The sequence below is a fragment of the Microcella sp. genome (genome assembly GCF_046296455.1).
In the GTDB taxonomy this organism is placed as follows: Bacteria; Actinomycetota; Actinomycetes; order Actinomycetales; family Microbacteriaceae; genus Microcella.
On record NZ_JBKBLF010000004.1, the window covers coordinates 87,614 to 112,028 of the forward strand.

22 protein-coding genes and 1 tRNA gene are annotated in these 24,415 nt (G+C 71.7%); 12 read left to right on the top strand and 11 right to left on the bottom strand.

Annotated features, from left to right (window positions below; translation table 11 throughout):
• Positions 1-32 precede the first annotated feature (32 nt).
• Positions 33-1,814 carry a DEAD/DEAH box helicase gene (locus ACK4HH_RS03515; RefSeq protein WP_409648321.1) on the top strand — a complete coding sequence of 594 codons (1,782 nt, stop codon included), beginning with the start codon at positions 33-35 and terminating at the stop codon, positions 1,812-1,814.
• Positions 1,815-1,833: 19 nt separating this feature from the next.
• Positions 1,834-2,907, top strand: a complete 1,074-nt coding sequence (locus ACK4HH_RS03520) for an alanine racemase (RefSeq protein WP_409648323.1) — start codon at positions 1,834-1,836, stop codon at positions 2,905-2,907.
• 6 nt (positions 2,908-2,913) lie between these two features.
• Here the strand turns inward: ACK4HH_RS03520 and ACK4HH_RS03525 are convergent, their stop codons facing one another.
• The 8 genes from ACK4HH_RS03525 to ACK4HH_RS03560 all read right to left on the bottom strand — a co-directional run bounded on the left by ACK4HH_RS03525 (position 2,914) and on the right by ACK4HH_RS03560 (position 13,434).
• The gene (locus tag ACK4HH_RS03525; protein ID WP_409648325.1) at positions 2,914-3,741 is read right to left on the bottom strand and encodes a DUF1206 domain-containing protein; all 828 of its coding nucleotides are present in this window, start codon (positions 3,739-3,741) and stop codon (positions 2,914-2,916) included.
• A gap of 18 nt (positions 3,742-3,759) precedes the next feature.
• Positions 3,760-7,311 carry an error-prone DNA polymerase gene (locus ACK4HH_RS03530; protein WP_409648327.1) on the bottom strand — a complete coding sequence of 1,184 codons (3,552 nt, stop codon included), beginning with the start codon at positions 7,309-7,311 and terminating at the stop codon, positions 3,760-3,762.
• 42 nt (positions 7,312-7,353) lie between these two features.
• Positions 7,354-8,934: a DNA polymerase Y family protein gene (locus tag ACK4HH_RS03535; protein ID WP_409648328.1), complete on the bottom strand. Its 1,581-nt coding sequence runs from the start codon at positions 8,932-8,934 to the stop codon at positions 7,354-7,356.
• A complete protein-coding gene (locus ACK4HH_RS03540) occupies positions 8,934-9,713 on the bottom strand; it encodes a hypothetical protein (RefSeq protein WP_409648330.1) in 780 nt (259 codons plus the stop codon). Before ACK4HH_RS03540 ends, ACK4HH_RS03535 begins: the two co-directional genes overlap by 1 nt.
• Positions 9,714-9,900: 187 nt before the next feature.
• Positions 9,901-10,701: a hypothetical protein gene (locus tag ACK4HH_RS03545; protein ID WP_409648331.1), complete on the bottom strand. Its 801-nt coding sequence runs from the start codon at positions 10,699-10,701 to the stop codon at positions 9,901-9,903.
• Positions 10,691-11,269, bottom strand: coding sequence for an RNA polymerase sigma factor (locus tag ACK4HH_RS03550; RefSeq protein WP_409648333.1), 579 nt, complete (start codon positions 11,267-11,269; stop codon positions 10,691-10,693). Before ACK4HH_RS03550 ends, ACK4HH_RS03545 begins: the two co-directional genes overlap by 11 nt.
• A gap of 51 nt (positions 11,270-11,320) precedes the next feature.
• Complete coding sequence (locus tag ACK4HH_RS03555; RefSeq protein ID WP_409648335.1) at positions 11,321-12,145, bottom strand: hypothetical protein; 825 nt, start codon at positions 12,143-12,145, stop codon at positions 11,321-11,323.
• An 8-nt stretch (positions 12,146-12,153) separates the two neighbouring features.
• Positions 12,154-13,434, bottom strand: coding sequence for a hypothetical protein (locus tag ACK4HH_RS03560; RefSeq protein ID WP_409648337.1), 1,281 nt, complete (start codon positions 13,432-13,434; stop codon positions 12,154-12,156).
• Here ACK4HH_RS03560 and ACK4HH_RS03565 point away from each other — a divergent pair.
• Complete coding sequence (locus tag ACK4HH_RS03565; RefSeq protein WP_409648339.1) at positions 13,423-13,779, top strand: DUF2834 domain-containing protein; 357 nt, start codon at positions 13,423-13,425, stop codon at positions 13,777-13,779. The two genes, ACK4HH_RS03560 and ACK4HH_RS03565, sit on opposite strands and share 12 nt — an antisense overlap.
• A 4-nt stretch (positions 13,780-13,783) precedes the next feature.
• Here ACK4HH_RS03565 and ACK4HH_RS03570 read toward each other — a convergent pair whose 3' ends face one another.
• On the bottom strand, positions 13,784-15,064 hold the full coding sequence (locus ACK4HH_RS03570) for a hemolysin family protein (RefSeq protein ID WP_409648341.1): 1,281 nt from the start codon (positions 15,062-15,064) through the stop codon (positions 13,784-13,786).
• 181 nt (positions 15,065-15,245) lie between these two features.
• A tRNA-Leu gene (locus tag ACK4HH_RS03575) sits at positions 15,246-15,329 on the bottom strand.
• Between the two features lie 116 nt (positions 15,330-15,445).
• On the opposite strand from ACK4HH_RS03575, the gene ACK4HH_RS03580 reads away from it, so the two are divergent.
• The 3 genes from ACK4HH_RS03580 (at position 15,446) to ACK4HH_RS03590 (ending at position 18,206) form a co-directional block, all read left to right on the top strand.
• Positions 15,446-16,807 (top strand): M20/M25/M40 family metallo-hydrolase, encoded by a 1,362-nt coding sequence (locus tag ACK4HH_RS03580; RefSeq protein ID WP_409648343.1) that lies wholly within the window; start codon positions 15,446-15,448, stop codon positions 16,805-16,807.
• Between the two features lie 11 nt (positions 16,808-16,818).
• Positions 16,819-17,685 carry an undecaprenyl-diphosphate phosphatase gene (locus ACK4HH_RS03585; RefSeq protein ID WP_409648345.1) on the top strand — a complete coding sequence of 289 codons (867 nt, stop codon included), beginning with the start codon at positions 16,819-16,821 and terminating at the stop codon, positions 17,683-17,685.
• 251 nt (positions 17,686-17,936) lie between these two features.
• On the top strand, positions 17,937-18,206 hold the full coding sequence (locus ACK4HH_RS03590) for a hypothetical protein (protein ID WP_409648347.1): 270 nt from the start codon (positions 17,937-17,939) through the stop codon (positions 18,204-18,206).
• Between the two features lie 273 nt (positions 18,207-18,479).
• On the opposite strand, the gene ACK4HH_RS03595 is transcribed toward ACK4HH_RS03590, so the two are convergent.
• Entirely contained in the window at positions 18,480-19,400 is a 921-nt protein-coding gene (locus ACK4HH_RS03595) for a PAC2 family protein (protein ID WP_409648349.1), read from the bottom strand.
• A gap of 75 nt (positions 19,401-19,475) precedes the next feature.
• Here ACK4HH_RS03595 and ACK4HH_RS03600 point away from each other — a divergent pair, with 75 nt between their 5' ends.
• The 6 genes from ACK4HH_RS03600 to ACK4HH_RS03625 are packed head-to-tail and all read left to right on the top strand — an operon-like array spanning position 19,476 to position 24,399.
• Positions 19,476-20,159, top strand: a complete 684-nt coding sequence (locus ACK4HH_RS03600; RefSeq protein WP_409648351.1) for an HAD family hydrolase — start codon at positions 19,476-19,478, stop codon at positions 20,157-20,159.
• 3 nt (positions 20,160-20,162) lie between these two features.
• Positions 20,163-21,149, top strand: coding sequence for a tRNA (adenine-N1)-methyltransferase (locus ACK4HH_RS03605; protein WP_409648353.1), 987 nt, complete (start codon positions 20,163-20,165; stop codon positions 21,147-21,149).
• A gap of 5 nt (positions 21,150-21,154) precedes the next feature.
• Positions 21,155-22,147: an FKBP-type peptidyl-prolyl cis-trans isomerase gene (locus ACK4HH_RS03610; RefSeq protein WP_409648355.1), complete on the top strand. Its 993-nt coding sequence runs from the start codon at positions 21,155-21,157 to the stop codon at positions 22,145-22,147.
• A 7-nt stretch (positions 22,148-22,154) separates the two neighbouring features.
• Positions 22,155-23,144 carry a helix-turn-helix transcriptional regulator gene (locus ACK4HH_RS03615; RefSeq protein WP_409648357.1) on the top strand — a complete coding sequence of 330 codons (990 nt, stop codon included), beginning with the start codon at positions 22,155-22,157 and terminating at the stop codon, positions 23,142-23,144.
• The gene (locus ACK4HH_RS03620) at positions 23,137-24,138 is read left to right on the top strand and encodes a helix-turn-helix transcriptional regulator (protein ID WP_409648359.1); all 1,002 of its coding nucleotides are present in this window, start codon (positions 23,137-23,139) and stop codon (positions 24,136-24,138) included. The genes ACK4HH_RS03615 and ACK4HH_RS03620 overlap by 8 nt, the downstream gene beginning before the upstream one ends.
• A 39-nt stretch (positions 24,139-24,177) precedes the next feature.
• Positions 24,178-24,399 carry a twin-arginine translocase TatA/TatE family subunit gene (locus ACK4HH_RS03625; RefSeq protein ID WP_409648362.1) on the top strand — a complete coding sequence of 74 codons (222 nt, stop codon included), beginning with the start codon at positions 24,178-24,180 and terminating at the stop codon, positions 24,397-24,399.
• Positions 24,400-24,415 lie beyond the last annotated feature (16 nt).

The window sequence follows — 24,415 nt, forward strand, 5'->3', positions numbered from 1 at the left end:
GTGTCGGTGCGCTCGGCTAGCATCGAGGTCTCGTGAGTCCGACCTACCGCCGCGCCCCGCACGTGGGCACCTTCGCCGCGGAGCACCTCTCACCCTCGTACCCCGAGCGCGCCGCGCGCGGCACGGCCGACCGCTTGCGCGCCTGGCAGGCCGAGGCCCTCGACCGCTACTTCGAGACCGAGCCGCGCGACTTTCTCGCCGCCGCCACGCCCGGCGCCGGCAAGACGACCTTCGCGCTGCGCCTCGCGGCCGAGCTGCTCGCGCGCCGCACGGTCGAGCGGGTGATCGTCGTCGCACCCACCGAGCACCTCAAGCGGCAGTGGGCCGACGCCGCGCACCGTGTGGGCATCCGCCTCGACCCCGCGTTCCGCAACGCCGGGCGAATCGTCGGGCGCGCCTTCCACGGCGCGGCCGTCACCTACGCGCAGGTCGCCGCGCAGCCCTTCGTGCACCGCGGGCTCGTCGAGCAGGCCTCGACGCTCGTGATCCTCGACGAGGTGCACCACGGCGGCGATGCGCTCAGCTGGGGTGACGCGATCCGCGAGGCGTACGAGGGGGCCACGCGGCGGCTCTCGCTCACGGGCACGCCCTTCCGCAGCGACACCGCGCCCATCCCGTTCGTCACCTATGTGCCCGACGCCGAAGGCATCCGCGTCTCGCACACCGACTACCAGTACGGCTACGGCCGTGCGCTGAGCGACGGGGTCGTGCGCCCCGTGATCTTTCTCTCGTACGCCGGCCGCATGCGCTGGCGCACGACCTCGGGCGACGAGATGGAGGCCGTGCTGGGGCAGGCCGACACCGCCGACATCACGGCGCAGGCGTGGCGCACGGCGCTCGACCCGGGCGGGGAGTGGATGAGCGGCGTGCTGCGGGCCGCCGACACGCGCCTCACCGAGGTGCGGCATGCCATCCCGGATGCGGGCGGCCTCGTCATCGCGACCGATCAGGCGACCGCGCGCGCCTACGCGGGTCTGCTGACCTCGATCACGGGCGAGGAGCCCACGGTCGTGCTGAGCGACGAAGCCGGCGCATCCGACCGCATCGCCGCGTTCGCCGAATCGGAGTCGCGCTGGCTCGTCGCCGTGCGCATGGTCTCCGAGGGGGTCGATGTGCCACGGCTGGCGGTCGGGGTCTACGCCACGAGCGCATCCACGCCGCTGTTCTTCGCGCAAGCGATCGGGCGCTTCGTGCGCGCGCGGCGTCGCGGCGAGACGGCATCGATCTTCATCCCGAGCGTGCCCGCCATCCAACGGCTCGCGAGCGAGCTCGAGCGCGAGCGCGACCACGCGCTCGATCGCGCGAGCGACGAGCTGCTCGACGACACTCTTCTGGCGGCGGCCGAACGCGACGAGAAGGCGAGCGAGAGCGAGCTCGCCGAGTACACCTACCTCGCACTCGAGTCGAGTGCGACCTTCGAGAAGGTGCTCTACGACGGCGACGAGTTCGGTGCGCTGTCTCCGGTCGGCAGCCTCGAAGAGCTCGACTTTCTCGGCCTGCCCGGAATCCTCGAGCCCGACCAGGTGCGCGAGGTGCTCAAGGCCCGCCACCAGCGGCAGCAGCGCCGTGCGGCCGAGCGACCCGCCGGCGCCGCTCCGGCGGTGCAGCCCATGTACCGCTCGCTCAAGGAGCAGCGCACGCTGCTGAACAGCCTCGTCGGCCTGCGTGCCAAGCTCACGGGGCAGCCCCACGGGCACATCCACGCCGAGCTGCGGCGGCTGTGCGGCGGCCCCGCGGTCGGGCAGGCGACCGTGGCACAGCTGCAGCTGCGCATCGAGCTGCTGCGCAAGCAGATGGCGAACGGCGGGGCCTGACGACGGGCATGATGGGGGCGTGCGCGACACCCCCTATCTCGTCGTCGACGAGACCCTGCTCGAGGCCAACCTCTCGGCCATGGCCGCTCATGCCCGCGCGCTCGGGGTCGCCCTGCGCCCGCACGCGAAGACCCACAAGACGCCCGAGATCGCGCACCGGCAGATCGCCCACGGCGCCGTCGGCCTCACGGTCGCGACGGTCGGCGAGGCCGTGGTGTTCGCCGATGCCGGGGTCGACGACCTCTTCATCGCCTACCCGATCTGGGCGGTCGGGCCGCGGGCGCCCCGCCTGCGCGATCTCGCCGGCCGCGTGCGGCTGCGCGTCGGCGCCGACTCGGTCGAGGGCGTGCGGATGCTCGCCGACGCCGTGCACTCCGGTCGCGCGGGCGCACCTCCGCTCGCGATCGCGGTCGAGGTCGACAGCGGTCACCACCGCAGCGGCATCGCTCCCGAGCGCGCCGTCGAGGTGGCGACCGCGGCGCTCGAGGCGGGGCTGCTCGTCGACGGCGTCTTCACCTTCCCGGGGCACTCGTACGGCTCGGGCGCGGCGGCACCCGCGGCGGGCGACGAGGCCGCGGCCCTCGCGATCGCGCGCGACGCGCTCGTCGCAGCGGGCATCCCGTGCCCCGTCGTGAGCGGCGGCTCGACGCCGAGCGCCCGCGCGGCCGATGGCGGGGTGCTGACCGAGCTGCGCCCCGGCGTCTACCTGTTCGGCGACGCGCAGCAGTGGGAGCTCGACACGATCGAGCCGAGCGCCATCGCGCTGACGGCCCGTGCCACGGTCGTGAGCCGACGCGAGGGCGTCGCGGTCGTGGATGCCGGCAGCAAGATCCTGGGCGCCGACCGTGCCTCGTACGCGAGCGGCTACGGTCGGCTGCTCGACCATCCCGACGCCCGCATCACGGCGCTCTCAGAGCACCACGCGACGATCGCCTTCCCGCCCGACGCCGTCGTTCCCGCGCTCGGCACGGGGCTGCGTGTCGTTCCGAACCATGTCTGCAACGCCGTGAATCTCGTCGACGAGCTGGTCGTCGAACGCGGCGGCACGGAGGCGGGCGTGTGGCCGGTCGCGGCGCGCGGCCGCACCACCTGATCCGCCTTACTGCCGAGCGCGGCGAGCCCGCACGCCGCAGTACAGGCCGTAGGCGATGAGCCCCAGAGCGATGAGCACGAGCAGGGCGGCACCGAAGGGCAGCGCGGCGACCGATCGCAGCGCGCCGTCGAGCCCCGCGGCCTCGGCGGGGTCGACCGTGACCGCCGTGATGATGAGCAGCACACCGACGGCCGCGAGCGCGATGCCTTTGGCGATGTATCCGACCGTTCCGAGCACCGTCACGGCCGTCCCGGCCGAGCCGCTCGGCGTGCGGATGTCGTCGAGGAATCGACGGCGAGCTCCCTTCACCACGAAGTACCCGCCGATGCCGATCACGGCGAGGCCCGCGAGCCCGAGCACGACGATGCCGATCGGCGTCTGCACGAGGAAGGCGCTGATCTCACGAACGTCGTCATCGGACTCGACGCGCCCGCCGAGCCCGATCGTGACCGCCGGTACCGCGAGGGCGCCATAGGCCGCGGCCTTCGCGACGACGAGCACGCCCCTGCGCAGCTCGCCGTTCACGAGGTGCGCAAGCACGGCCTCGAGCAGCAGCCAGAGGGCGAGGCACGCGAGACCGGCGGCGATGACCCAGACGAGCACGAACCCTCCCGGGGTGTCGGCGACGGCCCGGATCGCGCCGGCCGGGTCGGCGTCGTCCCCGGCGCTGCTCGCTCCCGTGGCGACTGTGATCGCGAGCACCCCCATGAGCACGTGCAGCAGCCCGTTGACCGCGAAGCCGGCGCGCGCGGCCGTCTCGAACGCGGTGCTCTCGTGCACGGTGCGCGCGGCGGAGAGCAGGCGGGCGACGGCGGTGGTTCGGGCGGAGGCCATGCTTCACAGTAGGCCGGGCTAGCGGAAGTCGCGGCTCGGCATCGTGACGCGCAGCGGCAGCGATTCGACGCGGTCGGCGACGATGTTGATGACACCCTCGGCCGAGCGCTCGAGCGTGCCGCGCACGATGAGCGCGCGCGACTCGCGCACCGTGCGGCGGTAGCGGCCCCACAGGCCGACCGAGCAGATCACGTTGACGAGACCCGTCTCGTCTTCGAGGTTCAAGAAGGTGATGCCGCTCGCGGTCGCGGGTCGCTGGCGGTGCGTGACGACCCCCGCCACCTCGACGCGGCGCCCGGGCTCGGCACTGCGCAGCTCGCGCGAGCTCAGCACGCCGCGCTCGCGCAGCAGCCCCCGCACGAAGCGCACGGGGTGGTCGCCCGGCGCGATGCCCGTCGACACCAGGTTGGCGACCATGAGCTCGTGCGCGTCGAGGTCGGTGAACAGCGGCGGCTGCACGGCCGTGACGACCCCCGGCAGGTATTCGGGCCGCGCCTGCGCCGCCGCGCCCGCCGCCCACAGCGCCTCGCGCCGTGAGAGGCCGAGCACGTCGAAGGCGCCGGCCGTGGCGAGGGCCTCGACCTGGGCGGCCGTGAGCCCGGTGCGGTAGACGAGCTCGGTGAGGTCTCGGAACGGGCCGCCCCGCTCGCGCTCAGCGACGATGCGCTGGGCCGTCGGCCGACCGATCCCGGTGACCTCGGCGAGCCCCAGCCGCACCGCGAGCTCGCCGTCGCGGCGGTGCAGCGCGCAGTCGGCGAGGTCGCCGTTGCTCGAATCAGGCTCGAACTCGGGCACGGGCGGCTGCTGGCGGTGGATGCACGGCTCGAGCCCTGTGGGGTGCGCGCGGCGGGCATCCGGGGCCACGGGTTCATGCGCTGAGGCGACCACCAGATCGAGCCGCTCGAGCCCCGCCTCGACCCCCGACCGCAGGATGCACGGGGTGCGCACCTCGACGCCGTGGCGTTCGGCGTCGGCCGTGAGGCTCGCGGGGGCGTAGAAGCCCATCGGCTGCGCGCGCAAGAGCGAGGCGAGGAAGACGCCGGGGTAGTGCAGCTTGATCCACGAGCTCGCGTAGACGAGCAGCGCGAAGCTGATCGAGTGGCTCTCGGCGAAGCCGAAGTTCGCGAAGGCCTGGATGCGCCCGTAGATCTCGTCGGCGAGCTGGCCCGTGATGCCGTTGCTCGCCATGCCGGCGTAGAGCGTCTCGCGCAGCGACTCGATGCGCTCGAGGCCGCGCTTGCTGCCCATCGCCCGCCGCAGCAGGTCGGCGTCGTCGCCCGTGCAGCCGCCGACCGCCATCGCCACCTGCATGAGCTGCTCTTGGAAGATGGGGATGCCGAGCGTGCGCTCGAGCGGCCCGACGAGCTTGGGGTGGTCGTAGGTGATGGGCTCGCGCCCGAGCTTGCGCCGCACGAAGGGGTGCACGGCCCCGCCCTGGATCGGTCCCGGGCGCACGAGCGCGATCTGCACGACGAGGTCGTAGAACTTTCTCGGCTGCAGGCGCGGCAGCAGGCCCATCTGCGCACGGCTCTCGACCTGGAACACGCCGATCGAGTCGGCGCGGCACAGCATGTCGTAGGTCGCCTGCTCCTCCTTCGGCAGGGTCGCGAGCTCCCATCGCTCACCGAGGTGCTCGTCGATCAAGTCGAACGAGTACTGCAGGGCCGCGAGCATGCCGAGGCCCAGCAGGTCGAACTTGACGAGGCCCATCCAGGCGCAGTCGTCTTTATCCCACTGCAGCACCGTGCGGTTCTCCATGCGCGCGTGCTCGATGGGCACGATCTCGCCGACGGGCCGGTCGGTGAGCACCATGCCCCCCGAGTGGATGCCGAGATGCCGCGGGTAGGTGAGCACCTGCTGCGCGAGATCGACGACGGGTTCGGGAATGTCGTGGTCATCGCTCGAGAGCACGGCGCCCCAGCGCTCGACCTGCTTGCTCCAGGCGTCCTGCTGGCCCGTGGAGTAGCCGAGCGCCCGCGCCATGTCGCGCACGGCGTTCTTGGGCCGATAGCTGATGACGTTCGCGACCTGGGCGGCGTTGCGCCGGCCGTACTTCTCGAAGACGTACTGGATGACCTCTTCGCGCCGATCGGAGTCGAAGTCGACGTCGATGTCGGGCTCTTCATCGCGCAGGCTCGAGAGAAAGCGCTCGAAGGGCAGCTGGTAGCCGATCGAGTCGACCGCCGTGATGTCGAGCAGGTAGCAGACGGCCGAGTTGGCGGCCGAGCCGCGGCCCTGGCAGAGGATTCCGCGGCCGCGCGCGTACTGCACGATGTCGTGCACGATGAGGAAGTAGCCGGGGAAGTCTTTCATCTCGATGACGTCGAGCTCGCGCGCGAGGCGGGCGCGATCGGCCTCGCTCGCCTCGGGGTACTTGCGCGGCACGGCCGCCCAGACCAGCTCGCGCAGCCAGCTCATCGGGGTGTGGCCCGGGGGCACCTCCTGCTTCGGCAGGTGGGGCTTGGCCTGCCGCAGGCTGAAGCCGAGCTCGGTCGCGAGCGCGACGCTGCGCGCCACGGCCCCCGGGTACCGCGCGAACAGCCGCTGCATCTCGGCGCCGCTGCGCAAGTGCGAGGTGCCGGCCGCGGGCAGCCAGCCCTGCATGTCGTCGAGGCTGCGGCGCGCGCGCAGGGCAGCGAACGCGGTGGCGAGCGGGTACCGCGCCGGAGTCGCGTAGTGCACGGCGCCTGTCGCAACGACCGGCAGCCCGCGCTCAGCGGCAAGAGCGGCGAGCACGTCGTTGTGCACGGTGTCGAGCGGCCGGCCGTGATCGAAGAGTTCGATGCAGACATTGGATGCTCCGAACCGGTCGACGAGCGCGTCGAGCTCGGCGCCCGCGGCGGCGATGTGGGCGCGCGTCGGCCGCGCGCGGGCGACGCCATCCGAGGCCGCGCCATCGTTGCCTGCTCTTCGTGTATCGCGGCCCTCGAGCGCCGACCGCACGGCGCCCTTGCGGCACCCGGTGAGGATCATCCAGTGGTCGCCGCTTGTCGCGTCGCCACCGCGGCCCGCGTGCTCGGCGAGCACGTCGAGGTCGTAGACCGGGCGGCCCTTCTCGGCGCCCGCGAGCTGCGCGTCGGTGATGGCGGCGGCGAGGCGGTGGTAGCCGGCCTGCCCGCGCGCGAGCACGAGCAGGTGAGTGCCCTCGGGGTCGGGCACGCCCTGCTGCGGGCCGGTGAGGTCGAGCGAGAGCTCGGCGCCGAACACGGTCGTGATGCCGTACGGCTCGGCAGCCTCGGCCATGCGCACGACGCCGTAGAAGCCGTCGTGGTCGGTCATCGCAAGGCCGGTGAGCCCCAGGCGCGCGGCCTCTTCGAGCAACTCTTCGGGGCTCGAGGCGCCGTCGAGAAAGCTGAAGCTCGAGTGCGCGTGCAGTTCGGCGTAGGGCACGACCGTGGCGGGGTCGGGCTGCTCGATGCCTCGACGCTGGTACGCCCCGCGCTTGTGCGACCAGGCGGGGGAGTCGCCCGCATCACCGCCGAGCGGCGGGCTCGAGCCGGGGCGGCTGCCCTCGCGCAGATTGCGCTCGAACTCGCTCCACGGAATCGGCGGGTTGTGCCAACCGGCCATCAGCGCGGCCCTCGCGTGCGATGCTGCCGGTTCGCCGCACGCTCAGTCATAGCGGGCCTCGGCCCACCAGCTGCTGCCCTCGAGCACGAGCAGCCATGCGACGCCCGCCGCGTCGACCACTTGCAGCCGGTGCAGCCGCCGGCGACGGATGCTCCACCACTGCTCGTCGAGCGGCCACGGCCCCGCCCACGAGGTCACGGGCCGAGTTGTTCCACCCGCGGCCGGGGCGAACCCGGCTGGGGGTGCGGAGAGCCGCATCCGGTCATCGATGCCGACCGCTTCTCCCCGCGCGTCGACGACCGTGACCGCATGCCGCGAGGGGAATACGGTGGCCGGTGCGGGTTGCGGCAGGGCTCCGGGCCACGGCCGCTCGACGGGGCGGGTGATGACGGCGCGGTCGCCCCACGGCACGAGCACGGATCGTTCGGCGAGCGTGCGGCCGCCCGTGCGTTGCGCGGTGAGCACGGCCTCGTGCCCGAGCAGGCTCTGCACGCGCGAGAGGGCGTGGTGCACGCGCTCGTCGGGCGCACTGCCCCACAGGCCGGGCTCGTGGTGGGCGAGGTCGTCGACGCTCTCGGGCACGATGCGCACGCGCGTGATGGCCGAGCGCAGGCCGGGGCCGCGGTCGGCGTCAGCCCGTGTGCCCGCCGTGCGCGTCTCGCCGCTGAGCTGCCAGCGCACGCGGTCGACGATCTCGCTCGCGCGGAACGACCGCGGATGCAGCCAGGCGCGCTCGGTCTCGGTGCCGTGTTCGTCGCGGAACCCGATGCGAATCGCGGTGGCGACGAGCAGCCGGCTCGTGAGGGTCTCGACGAGCTCGTCGGCGAGCTGCCGCACGGCGAAGGCGAGCTGGTCGATGCGGTCGAGCGGCGGTTCGAGCTCGAGCACGCGTTCGAGGTCGGGCGGGGGAGTGCGGGGCACGAGCGGGGTCGCGTCGGAGGCCCCCGCGAGGGCGTGCCGGTGGGCTCCGGCCGCGCCGAAGCGGTCGCGCACGGCCTGGGCGGGCAGCGCGGCGAAGTCGCCGAGGGTGCGCACCCCGAGCCGCCCGAGCAGGGTCGCGAGGTCGGGGTCGCCGAGCGTCGTGACCGCGAAGGGGGCGAGGAAGGGGCCGGATGCTCCGCTCGGCACGATCTGCACAGCACTGTTCTGATGAGCACCGGCGGGCGCGACCGTGCGCGCGGCGAGCTCGGCCGCGAAGGGCCCGTCGGCGATGCCGATGCGTGTGTCGACCACGTCATCGTCGAACACGGCCCCGCGCAGCGCGAGCGCGGCGGCCTTCTCGCCGCCGTAGTAGCGGGCGGGCCCGCGCGCGGCGAGGGCGAGCAGGCCGGGCCGCACGACCTGCACGCCCGCGACGAGCCCTTCGACGACGTCGATGAGCGGGGCGAACAGCCGGTGGTCGCGGCCCTCGTCGAACGGCACGACGACGAGGCTCGTGCACAGCGACTGGGCCTCGCGCCGCCGCTGGCCGGATCGCACACCCTCGGCGCGCGCCGCGGGGGAGCACGCGACGACCCGGTTGGCCGCCATGACGGCGATCGGCGCTCCCGCGACGGCCAGCCCCTCGCGCACGGCCGCGATAACGGGCCAGTCGGGCACCCACAGCACGAGCGTGCGCTGCATCAGCCGACCCGTCTCACCACGGTGTTCGATGACACAGCGTCGGGGGAGCCCTGCCAGCGCTCACGTGCCCGGTCGGCCGCGACGCCCCGATCGAGGCGCCGGATTCCCAGCTCGGCATCCGGCATCATCACGCGCCCGCTGCGGGGTCGCCCTCCGCGCTTCGCGCTCACGGTGATCGTCACCTCGCGCTCGCTCAGGTAGCCGTGGCCGTCTCCCAGCCCCGACCAGCGGCTCTCGGTGAGGCTGATCATGGCCTCGGCCTGGGGCCAGGGCCCGAGCACGAGCAGGGTCGAACCGCGCTCGCGCAGCCGCCCGGCGAGCTTGGCGATCGCGCCGTCGCTCGCCGCGCGCCCGGGGCGCACGACGACGATGCCGAGCGCATCCGCGATCGATGCGGTCACCGTCAGCCAGGCGTCGCCCGGGTGCGGCACGAGCACGAGCCGGTCGAGGTCGATGCCCATGGCCTCGGCGGCCTCGATGCCGAACTCGGGCATGCCGACGACGCCGCACCACGAGCCCGCCTGCGAGGGGCCGGCGAGCAGCGCCATGACGAGGGCGCTCGAGGGGCTCAGAGCGTAGGTCGCGCCCTCGCGCAGCCCGCCGTCGGGCAGCAGGTCGGCGAGCGCCTCGTGCGTGGGCATGAGCCGCGAGTCGAGCCGCGTGCGCTGCAGCGCGTCGATGCGGGCCTGCAGCGCCTGCACGGTCTCGACCGCCTCGATGCGCGCGCCGCGGGAGTCGACCGCGGGGTCGACAGCGGGGGAGAGCGCAAGAGCGGGCATCTCTCCATGATCGAACATACGTTCGAATATGGCAACCTGCACCGACATCCGCCCGGCGTGTCGCGAACATCCCCCACAGCCTTCAACGGATGCGGAAGAACGCGAATTCAGATCACGAAGTTCCGCATCCGTTGAAGCCTGCGCCAACAATCCTCACGACGACGAGGTCAGCCCTCGGACGAGGCGCCTACTCGTGGGACGCCTGCCAGCTCGAATCGATGCGGTAGAACTCCACCTCGTAGCACAGGAAGTCCGCATCGACCCCGGCGCCCTCGAAGCGGTACTCGATGACCGGCGCGTCCCGGTCGAAAACCTCGACTCTCCACCCTGCTGCGGCCATGCAGTCGACGTACCGGTCAAGACCCTCTTCATACTCTTCCCGGGTGATCACGCCGTCGGCAATGGCTTGCGACTGTGCATCTGAGAGTGGCGGAGCGATCGGCAGGGGAGACCATGTCACCCGGATGACGTAGTCGGCTCCCGCTGTGCCCACGACCGAGACCGTGTGCGGACCCTCACCGTCCACGGCGTACCGCTGCTCTCCCGCACCTCCGCCTCCTTGATCACACTCGAGCCAGGAGTCGACGACTCCATTCACTCCGATCTCGAAGCGCCCAGGGTCAAGGCATGAAACAGCGACGCTGAGCGACTCCGCACCGACAGGACGCGCGCCGACGGTCACCTCCGTCTTTCCGGTAGCAGTGACCACCAGGGGAGGCGGATCATTCTCGATCTGCCCGACAAAAGCATCGTTGAGCAACTGGCTGACATCGACAGCGGTTGACGACGGTGGGCTCAGGATGCCGGTGGCAGCGACTGCCGCACCCGTCGTCGCCCCGGCAAGGGCGAAGGCTGCAATCGCTCCTACGATGATCGCCGCAGGATGAGCAGTGCGTCGACGGGCCTGCGTGTCGACCACAAGATCAACCAGCTGCGACCGCAGCTCGCGCTGGCGTGCCGACGAGTCCGAGGAAGTGTCAAGCGCCATGTGCTGCTCCATTCAGTCGAGTGCGAGCGGGAGGGGAAGCGTTGAGCGCGGCAGCAAGCCGGCGCTTGGCGCGTGAGAGCCGAGATTTGACCGTGCCGACCGGCAGGCCGAGTACGAGCGCGGCTTCGCGATCGGTGAGGCCTTCGAGCACGCAGAGGGTGATGACGTGGCGATCGGACAACGGCAAGTCACGCAACGCGACGCTGGCCGGCCCGTCATCGAGGTGCTCCGCGTGATCATGAGCGTGCTCCTCCGGCGGCAGTTTGGCGAGCAACGCACGATGGCGGCGGGCGCTGCGCTGCAGGTCCTGCGTCACCCTCGTGGCGGTCACGAGCAGCCACGGCAGGAGCGACCCGTCGACCAGTCGCGCATCATCGCGTCTCCGCCACGCCTCGAGGAACACGATCGCGACGGCATCATCGGCATCGGCGACGACCGGTACGAGCCGCAGCACGTGCCGGTACACACGGTCGCGGTACCGGTCGAAGATGCGCCCGAAGCCCTCTCCGACGCCGCGCTGGGCCTGGGCCCAATCGTCGCGATCGTCACCGGCCGGAGGGATGCTCATGCTCTGTAGTGTCCAGCATCGCCCGATCGGTTCCCGCGACGACCGAACGGCTCAGTCGAGCTCGGCGACCCTGCGCCGCAGGAACGCCGCCCCCGCCGCGTCGTGGATGAGGTCGCCCTCGACCACGACGTCGTAGGGCCGATCGAGCATGCCATCGCCGGGCCGCACATCGACATGCGCCACCGGGATGCCCCGCGCGTGCACGGCGTCAGCCATCAGGTAGTCCGACCGCGAGTCGCCGACCGACCACCACCGCTCGGCCGACACACCGCGCGCGGCGAACCAGTCGAGGGCGCGCGCGGCGCCGAGGTCTTTGTCGAGCTGCACCGACTCGACGTCGATCGAGATGATCGTCGGGTCGATGCGGAAGCCCGGCCCGACCTCGAGCGCTGCCATGAGCCCGGCGATCTCGGCAATGCAGCGCCCACGCGCCTCGAGAAAGACCTCCGACGACACGTCGGTGCGCTGCTCGAGCGAGATCATGACGTGCTTGCCGTCGTCGACGAACATCGTGTCGGCGTAATGCTCACGGGCGAGCGACTCGACGGCCGTCTTCAGAGCATCCGGAACCGCGACGACGGTGTCGATCTCGAGCTCGCCGAGCCCGTGCGGGGTCACAGGGGCCCAGCAGCCGCCCTTCTCGAAGACTCCGAAGACGTGCGCGCGAGCATCCAGACCGCCGGCCACCAGGCGCGCCACGACCTGCTCGCGCATGAAGGCGTCGCTGCGGCCCGTGATGAACGCGATCGGGATGTTCGCTGCGGCCAGGGTCAGCAGGTCGCTCACGATCGAGTCGAGCACGATGCGGCGCTCGATCGGGCTCGCGATGGGGCCGTCGACGTCGAGCAGCAGGCCGAAGGGGGCAGGAGCGGTCACAGGGTTCCTCAGAAGATTCGGTCGGTGTCGACGCCGCAGAGCCGCAGCACCTCGGATGAGAAGCTCGCGGTGCCGAGCGCGAGCACGACGGGCGCGCTGCGCAGCAGGGCGGGCAGCGCGGCGGCGGTCGCCCACTCGCCGGGCCACTCGTCGCGCTCGGGGTAGTGCAGGTGCACGCGCTCGAGGGCGACGAAGACGACGCGGCCCGCCAACCCCGCCGCGACGGCGCGGAATCCGGCGAGATCCTTCTCGCTCGGCACCGAGACGAGCGTGAGCGGCGGGGGAGCCCCGGTCTCGCGCTCGACGTGCGCGAGGGCGTTCTCGAAGCCGTCGCGGCTGACAGCCGAATCGACGAACACCGTCGAGCCCTCGAGCTCGTGCCGCGAGAGACGGCCGGGGTAGTGCACGCGCGCCGCCGCGACCCGCACCTGCTCGAGCGATGCATCCGGCCGCCCGAGCTCGGCGAGCAGGCGTCGCGCGGCGATCATGCCGTGCGCGGCGTTGATGCCCGTGAGACCCTCGACGACCGAGCCCGCGTACGGCGCGCGAGCGGCCTCGTCGACGCGCATCCGCTCGGCCCCGATCGCCGCTGCGTGGCGCCGGATGACCGCCTCGGCCTCCTCGCTCTGCGCGAGGTGGCTCACGAAGCGAGTGCCGGGCCGCGCGGCGCCGACCTTGTCGTCGGCGATCGCCGCGATCGTCGGCCCGAGCAGGTCGGTGTGCTCGAGAAACACCTCGGCCATCGCGAGGCCCGTGAGCCCGACGCGCCCGAGGTCGTCGCGCCGGCCGCCGATGCCCGCCTCGAGCACGAGCGCCTCGCATCCGGTCGCGGCGAAGTGCGCGAGGCCGGCGGCGAGAAAGAACCCGCTCGGCCCGATGTAGCCCTCGACAGGCTCGGGCAGCGTGCGCAGCGCCGCGTCGACCCGTTCGAGCAGCGGGACGTAGTCCTCGAGCGGCAGCACCGCGCCGTCGACGCGAAGCCGATCGCGATTGCTCACGAGGCCCGGGCTGAAGACCGTGCCGACCCGCAGCCCCGTCTCGGCGAGCAGCGCCGAGGCGTAGGCGACCGTGGTGCCCTTGCCTTTGGATCCGACGACGCCGAGGGCGGGGGCGGGATGCTCGAGGTCGACGCCGAGCGCAGCGGCGAGCATCCCGAACCGGCGGGGGTCGGCCCGCTGCCCGGGCGACCGCGCGCTCCACTCCCGGAACGCGGTGCGGGATTCGAGGGCGTCGAGGTCGACCGCTCCGGAATCAGCAGCCGCGGGCACAATGGCGTCATGACCCGTCACTGGAATCCTCGCGCCATCGTGTTCCTCGTTCTCGCCATCGCCGGCCTCATCGGCACCTGGACCTACAACGTCATCGCCATCATCGAGCGCCGCGACTTCTTCGGCGACTGGTTCGGCAGCGGCCCGGCCGTCGGCTCGCTCACGATGGACCTGCTCATCATGGCAGTCGCCGCGTGCGCCCTCATCGTCATCGAGGGCCGCCGCCTGGGCATGAAGCACCTGTGGGCGTACATCGTGTTCTCGGGGCTCACGGCGATCGCGTTCACGTTCCCGCTCTTCCTCGCCAACCGGGAGCGGCGCTTGCAGCAGCTCGCCGAGCAGCCCGGACCGACCGCCGCGATGTAGCGCTTCAGTCGAGGACCGGGTCGAGGCGTTCGACCTCGACCTGCACGATGCGCCGGCGCTCCACGCCGCGCACGACGAGCCGCACGTCCGCGGTCTCGACCGCGTCGCCATCGTGGGGCATGCGCCCGAGCCGGTCGACCAGGTATCCCGCGATGGTCTCGTACGGTCCGTCGTCGACGACGACGCCGGTGCGGTCGGCGAACTCCTCGATCGTGAGCGATCCGGGCACGAGCACGGTCGCGTCGATGGCTCCGTCGGTGAGCGCGTCCGTCTCGTCGTACTCGTCGTAGACCTCGCCGATGAGCTCTTCGACGATGTCTTCGAGCGTCACGATGCCGTCGACGCCGCCGTACTCGTCGACGACGAGGGCGATGTGGTCGCCGTCGCGGCGCATGCGCGTGAGCGTCGGCAGGATGCGCGCGGTCGACGGAAGGGCCGCGAGCGGGCGCTCGATGCTCGCGATGTCGGCACCCTCCGGCGCCCACGCCAGGTCGCGCACGTGCACGAAGGTGGTGATCTCGTCGAACCCGCCGTGCAGCACGGGGTAGCGCGAGTACGGCTGCTCGCGGGCCCACCGCCGCGCCTCGTCGAGCGAGAGATCACCGCGCACCGCGACCATGTCGGCGCGGTGCCGCATGACCTCGGCGAGCGTGCGATCGGCGGCGTGCAGCACGTCGCCGACGATCTCGCGCTCCTCGTCGCCGAGACCGTCGTGAGCATCGACGAGCTCACGCAGCTCGTCGTCGCTGATCTGTTCGGCTCGCTGGTGCGGATCACCGCCGAAGAGACGCACGACAAGGTTGCTCGAGGCGGCGAGCAACCACACGAGCGGCTTGACGACGACGGCGAAGCCCGCGAGCACGGGCGCCACGACGAGCGCGAACGACTCGGCGCGCTGCAGCGCCAGCCGCTTGGGGGCGAGCTCGCCGAACACGAGCGAGGCGTAGGCCACGATGAGGGTCATCGTCATGATCGAGACGGCCGCGGCCACCGGCTCGGCCATGCCCGCCGCAACGAGGGTGGGCGTGAGGAAGGGCGCGAGCGCTGTGGCTCCGTACGCGGCCGAGAGGAAGCCCGAGAGGGTCACGCCGATCTGCACCGCGGCGAGGAAGGTGTTGGGGTCGCGGGCGAGAGCGGCGACCCGGGCTCCGCGCGCGCTGCGCTTCTCGAGGGCGGCGAGCTGCGACTCCCGCAGCGAGACGAGGGCGATCTCCGCGGCAGCGAAGACGCCGCCGATCGCGATGAACAGGGCGATGAGCCCGATCGTGAGCGCGATGTCGCTCATCGACGGCTCGTATGGTGACAGTCGTCCATCTCTCTAGATTCTCGGGGCTGCCTATGTGCGGGCTGTACCATCGCCGCGAAGATGCCGCAACGACGAACGGCCCCGGGCTCTCGCCTCGGGGCCGTTCACGGCACGTGTGCCGCACTGTCTCAACCAGTTCTGTGTCACGCACTGCGTTCTGTGCGCGAGGGGGGACTTGAACCCCCACGCCCTTTCGGGCACTAGCACCTCAAGCTAGCGCGTCTGCCATTTCCGCCACCCGCGCTGGTTGTGACCGCTCCGCCCGGGGGCGTCGCGACCGGAGACGACATTAGCACGGATGCCGCGTGCCCTTTTCGCGCGCCGCGTCCCCGGCGCGGTGCGCCCGGTAGCGTTGACGGCATGGCTCCGGATGCTCCGCTCGACCCGCTCAGCGGCACCGCCCGCATCGCCCGCGACCTCATCCGCTTCGACACCACCAACTACGGCGAGGGCCGCAGCAACGGCGAGACCGAGGCAGCCCACTACGTCGAGGCCGAGCTGCGCGACATGGGACTCGAGCCCGTGCTGATCGACGCCGCGCCCGGACGCACGAGCGTCATCGCGCGCGTCGAAGGCCGGTACGAGCATCCCGTCAGGCAGGGGCCCTCCGAGCATCCCGTCGATCGCACCCGCGGCGAGCGCCCCGCGCTCGTCGTGCACGGCCACCTCGATGTCGTGCCCGCCGACCCCGCGAACTGGAGCGTCGACCCCTTCGCGGGCGAGATCCGCGATGGGATGCTGTGGGGCCGCGGCGCCGTCGACATGAAGAATATGGACGCCATGATGCTGACCGCCCTGCGGCAGACGATCGAGACGGGCGGCCCCAACCGCGACCTCGTCGTGGCGTTCTTCTCCGACGAGGAGAACGGGGGAGTGTTCGGGTCGCACCACGTCGTGACCGAGCATCCGCAGCTCTTCGCCGGCGCGACCGAGGCGATCAGCGAGGTCGGCGGGTACTCCGTCGAGATCGCCGGGCGGCGCGCCTACTTGCTGCAGACGGGCGAGAAGGCCCTCGTCTGGATCAAGCTCGTCGCGCGCGGCACCGCGGCGCACGGCTCGCGGGTCATCGCGAACAACGCCGTCACGAAGCTCGCCGAGGCCGTCGTCGCGCTCGGCCGGCAGCAGTGGCCGCTGCACCTCACCGACACGACGCGGCAGCTGCTCGCCGAGCTGGCCCGCCTGCTGGATGCCGACCCCAAGCAGATCGGCCCCGACGAGCTGCTGCTGCGCTCGGGTACCGCCGCGGGATTCCTCACCGCGACGATCCGCACCACGAGCAACCCGACGCTGCTGCAGGCGGGATACAAGCACAACGTCATCCCCGACCGGGCCGAGGCGCTCATCGATATCCGCACGCTGCCGGGGGAGGAAGACGCCGTGCTCGCCGAGGTGCAGCGCCTCGTCGGCGACGACATCGAGGTCGTCGTCATGCACCGCGACCTCGGGCTCGAGAACCCGTTCAGCGGCGCACTCGTCGACGAGATGGTCGCGACGCTGCAGCGGCACGACCCCGGCGCCGAGGTGCTGCCGTACCTGCTGAGCGGCGGCACCGACAACAAGGCGCTGAGCCTGCTGGGCATCACGGGCTACGGCTTCGCGCCGCTCAAGCTCACGCCCGAGCTCGACTTTCCGGCGATGTTCCACGGCGTTGACGAGCGCGTGCCGCTCGACGCCCTCGACTTCGGGCACGCCGCCCTCACCGACCTGCTCACCCGCTACTAGAACGGCCTCGCGTGTCCCTCCTCGAAGCGCTCCTCCTCGGCCTCATCCAGGGCCTCACCGAGTTCCTGCCGATCTCGTCGAGCGCGCACCTGCGCATCGTCGGCGAGTTCCTGCCGAGCGCGACCGACCCCGGCGCCACGTTCACTGCGATCACGCAGCTCGGCACCGAGCTCGCCGTGCTGCTCTACTTCTGGAAGGACATCACGCGCATCATCGCCAAGTGGTTCCGCTCGTTCGGGCCGCGCGGCGGCTCGCACTCCGAGGGTGGTGAGCGGGGCATCCCGCGCGACGACCCCGATGTGCGCATGGGCTGGCTCATCATCATCGGCACCGTGCCGATCGTGCTCGTGGGCTTCTTCGCGCAGGAGTACATCCGCTCGAGCTTCCGCTCGCTGTGGATCGTCGCGATCGTGCTCATCGTCTTCGGCATCCTGCTGGGCCTCGCCGACTGGCTCGGCCGTCGCACGCGCGAGCTCACCGACCTGACCTACCCGCACGGCCTCGCCTACGGCGCGGCGCAGATGCTCGCGCTCATCCCCGGCGTCTCGCGCTCGGGGGCGACCACGACGATGGGCCTCGCGCTCGGCTACACGCGCCCGGCCGCGGCGCGCTACGCGTTCCTGCTCGCGATCCCTGCCGTCTTCGGCAGCGGCCTCTACGAGCTCGTCACGGCCATCCGCGAGCCCGGGTCGAGCCCGTTCAGCGGCTTCGAGATCGCGGCCGCCACGGTCGTCGCCTTCGGCGTCGGCCTCGCCGTCATCGCCGGGCTCATGGCCTACATCTCGAAGCGCTCGTTCCTGCCCTTCGTGATCTACCGCCTGCTGCTCGGCGGCACCCTCATCGTGCTGCTCTCGACGGGCGTGCTCGACCCGCTGTAGCGCGGCTCGCGCCGCCGCACGGCCCCGCGCAAGCATCCCCGCATCTCCACAATTCAGGAGGTGGCGAGTATCGATGCGGCTTTGTGGTGCTCCACCGGCGTGTCGCCGCCCGCAACGCAACGCGACTCCTGAGTTGTGGAGATCAGCGTCGCGGCCCACAACGCCACGAGACCCGCGCTCAAGTCCGCCAAAGACTGCTGGGTTATCGACGCGCCAGCGATACTGAGGTTCCTACAAATGGGGAGGGGCTCGTGAGCGACATGGTGGCGCCGCCTTTCCTCGTTTGGCTCGTGACGATCTTTTTCATCGCGTTCGGCCTCGTCTCCTTGATTTCGCCGCGATCGGTCACCGAGTTCAACGCTTCCCTCTTTCGGGCCCTCGGACAGCACAAGAACGAACAGCGAGCGCTCGCGCCATCACAGGTCTTGCAGGTTCGAATCGGGGGCGGAATCGCATTGGGCATCGGCCTCTTTATGGTCTTCTACCTCACCGTTCAGCCGCTGCTAGCTCCCAGCGGCTAGCGCGAGCTCGTCGGTGGGCGATCGGCCCGCGCGAGCATCCGCTCATCTCCACGATTCAGGAGGCGCCTGCGTCAGGTGCGGCATCGAGATGCTCCACCGGCGCGTCGCGACCGGAATTGTGACGCCACTCCTGAGTTGTGAAGATCAGCGCCTTCAGGCGCGGGCAGTGAGGTGTCGCTCACCCCGACAGTTCGGCGCGACACGCCGAGCGGTGCAGGCGACACGCCGAGGTTCTCGGCAGAACTCCGGGGCTAGCGGACAGTCGAACAGAGCTCAGCCGGCGCCGGGCCCGTCGGTCGGCGGCTCGTCGTCGCGCTTGCGCAGGTAGCGCTCGAACTCCTGCGCGATCGCCTCGCCGCTCGCTTCGGGCGCCTCGACGGCGTCGCGCGCGCGCTCGAGCTGGTCGATGTACGAGCGCATCTCGTCGTCGTCGTTCGCGAGGGCGTCGATGCCCTCCTCCCACTCGCGCGCCTCATCGAGCAGGTCGCCGCGCGGTATGACGACGTCCACGAGCTCTTCGAGCTTGTCGAGCAGGGCGAGCGTCGCCTTGGGCGAGGGCGCGTTGTGAACGTAATGGGGCACGGATGCCCACAGCGACACTGTCGGAATCCCGGCCCCCTCGGCCATCGCCGCGATCACGCTGAGAATGCCGACGGGCCCCTCGTAGCTGCTGCGCTCGACGCCGAGCTCGTCGCGCACCTCGGGGCTCTCGCTCGAGCTGTGGATCGCGATGGGGCGCGTGTGCGGCACATCGGCGAGCAGGGCCCCGAGCAGGATCACGCCCGTGATGTCGGCCGTGAGCGCCTGGTCGATCGTCTCGGTCGCGAAGGTCTTCCAGCCGCGGGAGGGCTCGGTGCCCAGCAACAGGTAGATGTTCTCGTGGTTCGTGCCGCTGACCCCGATCGGGTCGTCGGCGATGGTGCGCGCGCGGGGCATCCCGTCGTCGCCCGCGGGGCCGTACAGCGTGACGCCCGGCCAGCGCAGGCGCCGCTTGCCGTCGTCGTCGAACTCGACGTGGGGCCGGTTGAGCTGGAAGTCGTAGTAGTCCTCGGGGTCGATGTCGGCGATCGGCACGACGTCGAGCACGTCTTTCAGCGCGCGCACGGCACCGCTCGCGGCCTCGCCGGCGTCGTTCCAGCCCTCGAAGGCGACCACGAGCAGCCGCCCGCTGCGGAACAGATCGCTCTGCGTCACCGATGCACCCTCCTGACGCCCGCGGCCGGTGCCGAGGGGTCGCCCCAGGATAGAACGCAACTAGACTCGTGCGTCGTGACCGCCCCGCTTCGACCCGCCGCTGTTCTCTGGGACATGGACGGCACCATCGTCGACACCGAGCCCTATTGGATGCGCGCCGAGACCGAGTTGGTCGCCGAGCACGGCGGCGTCTGGACCGAGGCCGACGGCATGCAGCTCGTCGGGTCGGGCCTCGTGCAGTCGGCCCGCATCCTGCAGCAGGCGGGCGTCGCGCTCGAGGTCGACGAGATCATCGGCGCGCTCACCGACCGCGTGATGGTGCAGATCGAGCAGGGCGTGCCGTGGCGGCCGGGCGCGCGTGAGCTCATCGCCGAGCTGCGCGCCGCGGGCATCCCGATCGCGCTCGTGACGATGTCGATCCGCCGCATGGCGCTGCAGGTCGCCGCGGCGATCGGCGAGGGCGTCTTCGACGTCGTCATCGCGGGCGACGACGTCGAGCATCCCAAGCCGCACCCGCAGCCCTACCTGCTCGCCGCCGAGCGCCTCGGCGTCGCCATCGGCGACTGCGTCGCGATCGAAGACAGCGAGTTCGGCCTCGTCTCGGCCGTCGCCTCGGGCGCCGCCACGATCGGCGTGCCCCTGCACCTCACCCTGCACGAGGCCCCGACCCACGAGCTCTGGCCGACGCTCGACGGCCGCACGATCGCCGACCTCGCCGCCGCGCTCGAGCGCCACCACCATCGAGCGACAGGGGCCTGAGCCATGACCACCCGCCGACAGAGCGGCCCGTTCGTCGAGGGCGATCAGGTGCAGCTGACCGACCCCAAGGGCCGCCTGAACACCGTCACCCTCGAGGCCGGCAACGCCTTTCACAGCCACCGCGGCGTGCTGCAGCACGAGATGCTCATCGGCCTGCCCGACGGCAGCGTGGTCGAGAACTCGCAGGGGGTGGCCTACTTGGCCCTGCGCCCGCTGCTGACCGACTTCGTCATGTCGATGCCGCGCGGTGCCGCGATCATCTACCCGAAAGACGCCGCGCAGATCCTCGCGCAGGCCGACATCTTCCCCGGCGCGCGCGTCGTCGAGGCCGGTGTCGGCTCGGGCGCGTTGAGCATGTGGCTGCTGCGCGCGATCGGCGAGCGCGGCCACCTTTTCTCGTTCGAGCGCCGCGAGGAGTTCGCGCAGATCGCCGAGGGCAACGTGAGCGCCTACGTCGGCGCGCGGCCCGAGAACTGGACGATCACGATGGGCGATCTGCAGGATGCGCTGCCCGAGGTCGTGCCGGCGGGCACCGCCGACCGCGCCGTGCTCGACATGCTCGCGCCCTGGGAGTGCCTCGACGCCGTGGCCACGGCGCTCACGCCCGGGGGAGTGCTGCTCGTGTACGTCGCCACCGCGACCCAGCTCTCGCGGGTGGCAGAGGCGATCCGGCTCACCGAGACCTTCACCGAGCCCGTCTCGACCGAGACGATGGTGCGCGGCTGGAACGTCGACGGCCTCTCGGTGCGGCCCGACCACCGCATGGTCGCCCACACGGGCTTCCTGCTCACCGCGCGGCGGCTCGCCGACGGCGCGGGCCGGTTCGTCAAGGCCAAGCGCGGCTCGAAGACCGAGTACGGCGATGTCGATCTCGAGCTCTGGACCCCGGGCGCGGTGGGCGACCGGCAGGCGAGTGACAAGCGGCTGCGCAAGGCCGCTCGCGAGGCGCAGGCCCTCGCCGAGAAGTCGGCGCGCCGCCCGATAGAGTGACAGGTGTGACTGCGACCCCCCGACGCTCTGTGCGCACCGCCTCTGCCCTCGTTCTGACCAGCGCCCTCATCAGCTCGCTCGTCGCGTGCACCGGTCCCGCCGCATCGGGCGCGTGCACTCCCGTCGTGCCGACGGGGGAATCGGCCGGCTACGTCGAGGCGAGTGGCGCGTTCGGCAACGCCCCCGAGGTCGACTTCCCGACGCCCTTGACGACCGACGGCACCCAGCAGGCCGTGATCGACGCGGGCGAGGGCGAGGCGATCGGCGCGGGCCAGATCGTCGACTTCCAGGTGAGCCTGTTCAGCGGCGACGACGGCGAACTCATCACGGCGAGCGCCTACTCCGACGACGAGGCGCCGCTTCGACGCACCGCCGGCAGCGAGATCGATCTGCTCGCCGAGGCCGTGCAGTGCGCTCAGGTCGGCTCGCGCATCGCGGTGACGGGCACGATCGAAGACGTCTTCGGCGCCGACACGCTCGACCCCGGCCTGGGGCTCGCCAACGACGACGCGATCGTCATGGTGCTCGACGTGCAGGCCGCCTACCTCGGCCGGGCGACGGGCCTTCCGCAGCTGGGCGCGGCGGGCATCCCCGCTGTCGTGACGGCGCCGAACGGCACGCCCGGCGTGACGATCCCTGACGAGGCTCCGCCGACCGAGCTGCGCTCGCACACGCTCGTGCTCGGGCAGGGCGCCGCGATCGAAGAGGGCGACCGGGCCGTGCTGCACTACACGGGCCTGCTGTGGAGCACGAAGACGATCTTCGACTCGAGCTGGGAGCGCGGCGCCCCGGCGACCTTCACGATCACGAGCTTCGAGAACGACCCGAACGGCATCGTCACGGGCCTCGCCGACGGCCTCGTCGGGCGTACGGTCGGCTCGCAGGTGATCGTCGTGATCCCGCCCGAGTTCGGCTACCCGGCCGGTCAGGCCCCTGCCACGATCCCCGACGGCTCGACGATGGTCTTCGTCGTCGACATCCTCGGGATCGAGGAGTAGGGCGGCCGTGCCCGCGCCCACCCGGCGGGTTCCGGCCGAAGAGCGGCTGTTCAGCCTCGTGCTAGCGCTGCTCGCCACCGAGCAGGGTCTGACGAAGGCCGAGATCCTCTCCACCGTCACGGGCTACGCCGCGCGGTACGAGGCGGCCGCCGACCGCGCGAATCTCGAGCGGCAGTTCGAGCGCGACAAAGAAGACCTGCGCGACCTCGGCGTTCCGCTCGAGACGGTCGACGCGCTCGGCGCCGAGGGCGATACCAAGCTGCAGCGCTACCGCATCCCGCCCGCGCGCTACCAGCTGCCCGACGACCTCGAGTTCTCGACCGAAGAGTACGCGATGCTCACGCTCGCGGCGCAGGTCTGGCGCGAGGGGTCGCTCTCGACCGACTCGCGCCGCGCGCTCACCAAACTGCAGTCGCTCGGCCTGCGCATCGACGACGCCGTCGTCGGATTCGCCCCGAGCATCCGCACGCGCGATGCCGCCCACGAGCCACTCACCGCCGCGATCGATCGCGCGCAGCAGGTCGTGTTCCCCTACCTCAAGCCCGGGCAGTCCGCTGCCGAGCACCGCACCGTCTCGCCGCTCGCCCTCGTCTTCCATGAGGGGCGCTGGCACCTGCATGCCCACGATGACGGGGTGGATGCTCGCCGCACCTTCCTGCTGCGCCGCATCGTCGGCCCCGTCGTGCCGTCGGGCGCCCCGGCCTCGGTGCGCCCGGCCGCCGACGAGACGGCGCGCGTGCTCGATGAGCTCGCCGCGCTGTGGCACTCGACGGTGGCGACCGTGCGGGTGCGCCCGGGCAGCGAGGCCGAGGTCGTCGTGCGCAACCGCCCGGGCACGGCCGAGGGCGCCGAGGGGCTGACGGTGCACGCCACCGACCTCGACATCCTCGCCGACGAGCTCGCCGCCTTCGGCGCCGACGTGCAGGTCGTCGGGCCACCCAAGCTGCGAGAGGCCGTGCGGTCGCGCTGGCAGAAGGTGGTGCAGACCCATGGCTGAGCGTCCCGCACCCCTGCACGCCGCCGACAAGCTCACGTTCCTGCTGGCGCTCGTGCCCTACCTCATCGATCAAGTGCGCGTCACGGTCGACGAGGCCGCCGCGCACTTCGGCACGACGCCCGAGCGCATGCGGCAGGCGGTCGAGCTCATCGCCATGAGCGGCACGCCCGGCGCCGATGGTACCTACACCCACGAGACCCTCTTCGACATCGACTGGGACGACTTCGACGAACGCGGCATCATCCGGTTTCGCGCGGCGCCCATGGAGGAGAAGCCGCGGTTCTCGACGCGCGAGGCCGCCGCGCTGCTGGCCGGGCTGCAGCGCGTCGCGGCTCGCCCCGAGTTCGCCGCGCGCGTCGACATCGTCGAGCTCATGGCGAAGCTTGCGCGCGGGGCCACGGGGGTTCCGGCTCCCGTCGCCGTACGCCCCGCCGAGGTCGCCGCCATGCACGCGACGCTCGTCGAGGCCGTCGCGAGCGCGCGGCGCGTGCGCATCGATTACGTCACCACGCGCGGTGAGCGCGAGATGCGCGAGGTCGACCCGATCAGCTTCGACGGCGTCGACGACGCGTGGTACCTGCGCGGCTGGTGCCTCACGCGCGACGCCGAACGCACCTTCTTGCTCGACCGCATGGCGAGCGCCGAGCTGCTGGGGCCGGCCGAGCACCACGAGGCCGGGGTGGCGGGCGACGAGCTGTTCCAGGGCGCATCGACCGATGAGCGCGTCACCCTGCGACTGCCGGCCGCGGCGCTGCCCCTAATCGCGGACTACCGCGGACCGGACGACCCGGTGCGGATCGAGGGGGAGCACGCGACGGTCACGCTGCGCATCGCGCACTCGGGCATCCTGGGCCGCATCGCCGCCCGGCTCGCCGGCGGGGTCGAGATCGTCGAGCCGGCGAGTGCCCGCGAGACCGTCGCGGCGTGGGCGCGCTCGGCGCTCGCGGCCGACGACGGCGGGTCTGCGCAGGAGACTCCGAGCGCCGACCGCTAGACTCCCTCACACCTCATCTGTGAACGTTAGGACGACCCCATGTTCGGTGGAAACCTCGGTGGCTGGACCGGCCTCATCCTGCTCCTCGTGGTCATCCTGCTGTTCGCTGCGCCCAAGCTGCCGCAGCTGGCGCGCAGCCTCGGCCAGTCGATGACGATCTTCAAGAAAGAGATCAAGAACAAAGACGTCGACGGCGAGTCGGGCACCGACGCGGGCACCGCGCCGAAGGCCGACAGCACCGACTCCTCCTCGACGAAGTAGTCCGTGGCCGGCCGCG